Origin of the sequence: Pantanalinema rosaneae CENA516 (assembly GCF_050753385.1) — a bacterium.
Taxonomy (GTDB): Bacteria; Cyanobacteriota; Cyanobacteriia; order Leptolyngbyales; family Leptolyngbyaceae; genus Pantanalinema; species Pantanalinema rosaneae.
Genome location: NZ_JBLZFZ010000119.1, coordinates 1 through 6,159 on the forward strand (window position 1 = coordinate 1; position 6,159 = coordinate 6,159).

7 protein-coding genes are annotated in these 6,159 nt (G+C 49.7%); 1 reads left to right on the forward strand and 6 read right to left on the reverse strand.

Annotated elements, in window-relative coordinates; genetic code table 11:
- Positions 1-144 precede the first annotated feature (144 nt).
- The 6 genes from ACN4EK_RS31720 to ACN4EK_RS31745 form a co-directional block, all read right to left on the reverse strand.
- Positions 145-576 (reverse strand): heavy metal-responsive transcriptional regulator, encoded by a 432-nt coding sequence (locus ACN4EK_RS31720; RefSeq protein WP_431662441.1) that lies wholly within the window; start codon positions 574-576, stop codon positions 145-147.
- A gap of 33 nt (positions 577-609) precedes the next feature.
- Complete coding sequence (locus ACN4EK_RS31725; RefSeq protein ID WP_431662442.1) at positions 610-885, reverse strand: hypothetical protein; 276 nt, start codon at positions 883-885, stop codon at positions 610-612.
- Between the two features lie 195 nt (positions 886-1,080).
- Complete coding sequence (locus ACN4EK_RS31730; RefSeq protein WP_431662443.1) at positions 1,081-1,887, reverse strand: PIG-L deacetylase family protein; 807 nt, start codon at positions 1,885-1,887, stop codon at positions 1,081-1,083.
- Positions 1,881-3,011 (reverse strand): glycosyltransferase family 4 protein, encoded by a 1,131-nt coding sequence (locus ACN4EK_RS31735; RefSeq protein WP_431662444.1) that lies wholly within the window; start codon positions 3,009-3,011, stop codon positions 1,881-1,883. Before ACN4EK_RS31735 ends, ACN4EK_RS31730 begins: the two co-directional genes overlap by 7 nt.
- A 297-nt stretch (positions 3,012-3,308) precedes the next feature.
- Positions 3,309-3,911, reverse strand: coding sequence for a LabA-like NYN domain-containing protein (locus tag ACN4EK_RS31740; RefSeq protein ID WP_431662445.1), 603 nt, complete (start codon positions 3,909-3,911; stop codon positions 3,309-3,311).
- Between the two features lie 524 nt (positions 3,912-4,435).
- Positions 4,436-4,999, reverse strand: a complete 564-nt coding sequence (locus ACN4EK_RS31745; protein ID WP_431662446.1) for a DUF6335 family protein — start codon at positions 4,997-4,999, stop codon at positions 4,436-4,438.
- Between the two features lie 96 nt (positions 5,000-5,095).
- Here ACN4EK_RS31745 and ACN4EK_RS31750 point away from each other — a divergent pair, with 96 nt between their 5' ends.
- Entirely contained in the window at positions 5,096-6,115 is a 1,020-nt protein-coding gene (locus tag ACN4EK_RS31750; protein WP_431662447.1) for a glycosyltransferase family 2 protein, read from the forward strand.
- The last annotated feature ends 44 nt before the right edge of the window (positions 6,116-6,159 follow it).

Genomic DNA, 6,159 nt, shown 5'->3' on the forward strand with positions numbered 1-6,159 from the left:
GATCCCGAACAATGCAATACCTTTGCGGCAAATAATCCTTAGTTCCGGATAGCCTTGGCATCCAGCACTGTCACCAGTTTCAGCAGGTGGCAAACAGCCTGTGATCGCCGGAACCTGGGGGCATTGACCGTCACTAAACCTTTGTCAGGATGGGGTTGGAATATTGGGACAAATGGTGGGCACGATCGCGGTTTTGACTAGAGGTTCCTGCCAGCCAGACAGTAGACCTTCTAGCTCCAACTCTAATGCGGTTAAGGTAGCAATTTGTTGCCGAATGTCCTGAAGTTTGGCTTCCAGGTGCGATTTCACTTCACCACAGGGCAGTTCTCCCCGATCATGCACCTGCAAAATCTCATGAATTTCCGTTAGGGATAATCCTAAACCCTGCACCCGGCGAATAAACACTAGACGGTTGAGCACTGCCTGAGAAAACAGTCGATAACCCGCCTCAGAGCGCCTGACCGTTGGAGCTAATAGCCCAATTTCTTCGTAGTAGCGAATCGTTTTAATCGGTAGACCACTGGCGGCCGCAACTTCACCAATCTTTAATAAAGGGGATGAGATAGAAGGAACCATCGATCGTCCTGATATTAAAGCAACTTCAGAGGGTTAGCGGGGTGGCTGTTTTTTGGTCATGCTTAACATGGGGAGGCTCGGACGAGATGATTGCGGCGGTAGGACATAAACCGGCGGGTGATCCGGTACTTCTAGCGGTTTGCGGGTTTGCCATTGCCACAGACTGACTCCGATCGCGCCCCCAACTGTGCCTAATCCCAGCAGGAAGAGTGACCAATGGGACGTTAACCCGCCGATCGCAGCATCTACGGCTCCAGCGGTAACCACAAAACTAACAACAGGTTGCCGACGATAGAACGATTTCAACATGAACAACTACACACAACGATAGGATTCCAGGCAAGCCAAGGGCCTACTAACTTACTTCAATTGTAATCATTCCATTTCAGGGATCCAGAATTCCCAATTAGCCGCCCGATCGCCTTGCATTATAGGCAAGTTTCCTGCGATCGAACCGTTCCTGATAATCAAATGATGCCATTCTCCAACCCAGAGAGCAGTCAGCTAGTTGGGGAATCGATAACAGTGGAAGATCTCGTAGTTCTGGAAAAAACATTCGAGAAACATGCCATCTGAGACATCCTGTAATGTCGTCCAATTCGGATCAGGTACCAGTGGCTTGAGTTGGGATTCATGCTGTTCTAACGCCTGCCGCTTTTGATCCAGGATATCAGCGATCGCGATCGAGCGTTGAAAGTCACGCATCAGCTTGAGATTCACCTTCAGCAACCATTTCAGTAGTTTTAGATCCCAGATTTTTCCCGAAAAGTTGACCCACGGCCAGTAAGACCAGAACCAAACGGGATATTCACAGACCATGACGGCTTGCCGATACTCCTGCAACGCCCCAATTACCGCCGTATTTGTGGCAACATGATCAGGATGTGGTTCCAGATAATAGGGGATATAGACCTCTTCAGGTTGATACTGATAAAGCAGATCCGTCACCTTTTGGATCGCTGTGGACTGGTGAGATGAGAGTTCACCGTCGGGCAATCCTAAAAAAATCACATCCTGTTCGGGTAGACCCAATTGCTCAGCCGCCGCGATCGCTTCCTGCTGGCGTAACTCCGCTAATGTTTGAGGTGGCATCAGACCGCTGTGGGAACCAGAACCATCGGTCATAAAGACAATCTTGATGGCGGCTCCAGCCTGCTGTTTCTGCACGATCGTGCCACCACACCCCAGGGTTTCATCATCCTGGTGGGGAGAAAAAACAATCGCGGAGCGTTTGAGATCGTCCCATTGAAACGATCGCGACAGCCGAGCAATCCGAGCTTGGTGCCATTTGCGTAACCAGTGCTTCAGCATAATTTTCGATGGGTCTGTCCGGTCAGAGCAAGCTGCTGCTTAGAATACTCAATACTAGTTTGTAAGGCGGCTTCAAACAAATCAGTGGCATGATCCCAGTTATAGTGGGCTACAGTCGCATAGGCAAGATCAGACATCCTTTGCCACTCCACTGCCGACATCTGACAAACTTGCTCGATCGCCTGTGCCATCTCTTCAGAATTCACCGACTTTAACAACATGCCGCCCCCGGGTTGGAGTAACTCAGGAGCGGCTCCGGCTGGGCAGGCAATGACTGGAGTGCGACAGGCCATGGCTTCTAGAATGGGCAGACCAAATCCCTCCTCTCGACTGCCAACCAACCAGGCATCGCATTGAGCATAAAGCTGCGGAATCAAATCCTGCGGCGGTTGATACACATACTCCACATTTTTGCTCGGTAGCGGGATATCAGCCGTAGGTTTGGCTCCAAAGACCACAAGCCGCAGATCAGGAATGCGCTGAGCGGCTAACTCAAATGCTTTGAGGCTAATATCAGTTCCTTTACAGTGAGTATAAGTATAAATTACCCCAACCGTTGGGGTATCCTGTTTCCCTCTAGGTGGTGCTTGAAACAAAGTCCTATCAACGCTATTGGGAATCAAGCAAATATCCCTGACACCATACCTGGTTTGCAAAAGATGGCGTAACCAGTGGGATACGGTGATTTTATACATCGGGAAGGAGTATGTTGCTTCTACCCGAGCTTTAGGGAGATTGTCAAAGACTTCATATCCTTGCACAAAGTACGTTTTAGCTCCCTTACGCGGCGATAGTCTGGCTACCCACTCGGCAGTTTCCCACCAGGTTGCCACCACGACATCAGCATCAGGCACATCACTATCCACAATGGGACGACGCTCTTTCAGAAGTTTGCATGGAACCATCGTGCGATCGAAGTGATTTTGTTGCTTATGATGCTTTTTTAACCAGCCTTCTCCTTTTAATATTGACTTAACCTGTTGTTTGAAAGTTGGTTGGTTTGGATCCGGGGAAACAACAAGAACTTCATGCCCTCTTTGTTGTAGCCGCTCGGCATAGCCAGCAATGACGCGATCACCACCCGTCAAGCTAAAGCCGCTTGCCATGACGAAAGTAATTCTCATAACCGCCTTCTTTAAGTAAACAAACCAGCTTTAGTAGCACCTGATTGCCTGCTTCTCTAGCACTACCATATCCCACTATCCCCTGATTTTTTCTGGAAAGCGTAAAAGCCTGATGAAGTCTCAGTAGAAAATTAGTTAAACTTCAGCAAGAATTTTTTGATGACAAAAAATAGCGTTAGTTAAACCATCGCGAGATTGGGTAGAAGCGCACTTTGTCAATCAATGGAGCGGCAGGGGCAGATTGATCGGCTAAACCCGCCCGTACAGATTGCCAATAAATTAAGGGCACGATCCTAGTTATTTGCGGATGTCCTGGCAGATATTGTTGAGATCCGTATAGCGATCGGCGACATTGATCAAACTCTCGCTGGTCATTGAGGGTAAACTGACCACTTCAACTTGAGTGCCCAAATAAGTAATCGCATTCACGACATAGGCCAGGTCACCGTCCCCACTCAGCAGCACCATCGTGTCACAGTAATGAGCCAGGGTCATCATATCAACGGCAATCTCGACATCCAGATTCGCTTTCTTAGAACCGTCGGGAAACTGCACTAGCTCTTTGGCTACAACCCGATAGCCATTCCGCCGCATCCACAACAAAAAGCCCTGTTGGCGATCGTTATTGGGATCAATCCCAGTATAAAAATAGGCTCGGAGCAGGCGGCGATTTCCGGTGAGTTTACACAGTAGCTTGGCATAATCAATTTCAATGCCAATATTGAGGGCGGCATAAAACAGATTAGAGCCATCAATGAAAATGGCAACACGATCGCAGCCCTGGGGATCAGGCTCAGGCAAATCGTTCGGTAGCTGAATCGATTGCTGAAGAGAGGGTTCAAATGACTGATCCGCAAAACTGGATTTGCCGTTTGTGCCCCGTTTCGGTAGTGCCTGCATCGTCTCAGTATTCCTCGTCTAGCGCTTGCAGCAAGTCAGGGGGTTGTTCAATCAGAATTCTCAGGCCATCCGAGATCAATGCCAGCTAGATAGCCAGAATAGGGGATTAAATCAAACCCAACGTTTAGTCAATAGTCAAGAAGGCGAACTGCGATCGTTCACCTGGATTGGATTAAAAGGTTAAAGAGCAGTGGTTCAATTCCAGACTTAAGCCATTAATAGGAGTTGGAGCAGAATTAAATAAATCGTTATGAGTTCGTTGGGGCAATAGTAGGGGGCGGCGTAAAGGCATTAGGGCTGGCTACTTACCCAGGCATAAATGAATCTTGATACCAGGCATTGATCATTCAACCTCCCATGCTAGAGGCTGGATCTACCAAAGTAAATCTTTATTTGTCTTCCTTAATATTTGTCCAACAAGTAAATAAACCTATCATTTTGTGCTAATTTACCATAACTTTGCCCCCTCAACGTCTACGTTAACGTGCCGTTATGCCAGAGCTAAGGGGGAGGTTTCAGCTACTTTACTCTTCATCCCGGCGATCGGAGTAATCCTCAGACGACTTTGGATCCAGTTCCCACCGCCGATCGTCCCGGTCTTGTAACAGATCATTAGTACGGAGAAAGGCACGATCGGGCAATTCCAAGCCTACCGCCGCGCCCAGTTCATCCACAATATCCTGATCGGGAGTAGCGACAGTGCCACCCACCGCCTCGTCGCCCACGGCATAGGCCTGTTCGTAATTGGCATCAATATCGCCCCCGGTTAAATCCGGATCGGCAGCATTGAACTGGCGATCGCGCTGCCGCATCGTGCGTCCCCCGGCGGTGTATCCCGGCAGATCCTGCACCCCGGTGCCATAAGATTCGGTATATTCCTGCGGCACATCTCCATAGTCCGTGTCAGGCTCGACATCCGACTCCATTTCATCGTCCACCGGCGCACCGAAATTGTGCAGACTGGCATCCAGATCTGCCTGATCTGTAGGACTGCTAAATTCCTGTTCTGCTTGATCGCGCATCTTGCTGCCTCGTAACTCATCATGCTGTTTGCAGCCTAACGAACTGACGACCGCCTCAGAATCCACATATAGATAGAAAAAACAGGAACCATCGGCTAGAAGCGGTAGACAATATCCATAATCACCTTGCCGTAGGCAGACCGCATTGTGGCGAGGCGATGTGTGTCAGAATTGCATACGGTATTCTCACCCATCTCTGCCGATCGTCGCCCCATGACCAAAGTGATTATTCAAATTCCCTGTTACAACGAGGAAGCCACCCTGGGGCTAACCCTATCCGAACTCCCCCGGCACTTACCAGGCGTTGATCAGGTGGAGTGGCTGATTATTAATGACGGCAGCAGCGATCGCACCGTGGACGTGGCTCGCAGTAATGGGGTCGATCACATTGTTAACTTCGAGCATAACCGGGGACTGGCGAAGGGCTTTATGGCAGGGCTAGAAGCCTGTCTCAAGGCGGGGGCAGATATTATCGTTAATACCGATGCGGATAACCAGTATTGCGCTGCCGATATCCCGAAGCTAATTGAACCAATTTTGCGGGGTGAGGCGGAGATCGTGATTGGTGCCCGACCGATTCACCAGATCAAACATTTTTCGCCGATTAAGAAAGTGTTGCAAAGTTTGGGCAGTTGGGTGGTGCGGTTGGCGAGCAAAACCGATATTCCCGATGCTCCCAGTGGTTTCCGGGCGATTAGTCGGACAGCGGCGATGCAACTGAATGTGTTTAACGAGTACACCTACACCCTGGAAACCATCATCCAAGCTGGACAACGGGGGATGGCAATTACCTGGGTGCCGATTCGGACGAATGGTTATTTGCGACCTTCCCGCCTGGTAAAAAGCATTCCGTCCTATATCAAGCGATCGATCCTGACGATCCTGTTGATCTTCATGACCTATCGACCGCTTCAGTTTTTCCTGACCCTCGGTAGCCTCCCGTTTAGCTTAGGCACGTTGTTAGGAGTGCGCTGGCTGATCCTGTTTTTTCTGGAAGGAGCCGAAAGAGCGCGGGTGCCCAGTCTGGTACTGGCAGCAATTTTGATTTTGATCGGGTTCCAGTTGTGGATTTTTGGGCTGGTGGCGGAGTTGCTGTCGGTCAATCGCAAGATTTTGGAGGATATTCAGTTGCGATTACGGCGATCGGAGGTGGAGCAGTCGGGTCGGGGGTTGAGGAGATAGGGGAGATAGGGGAGATAGGGGAGATCTGTCTCTTATACACATCT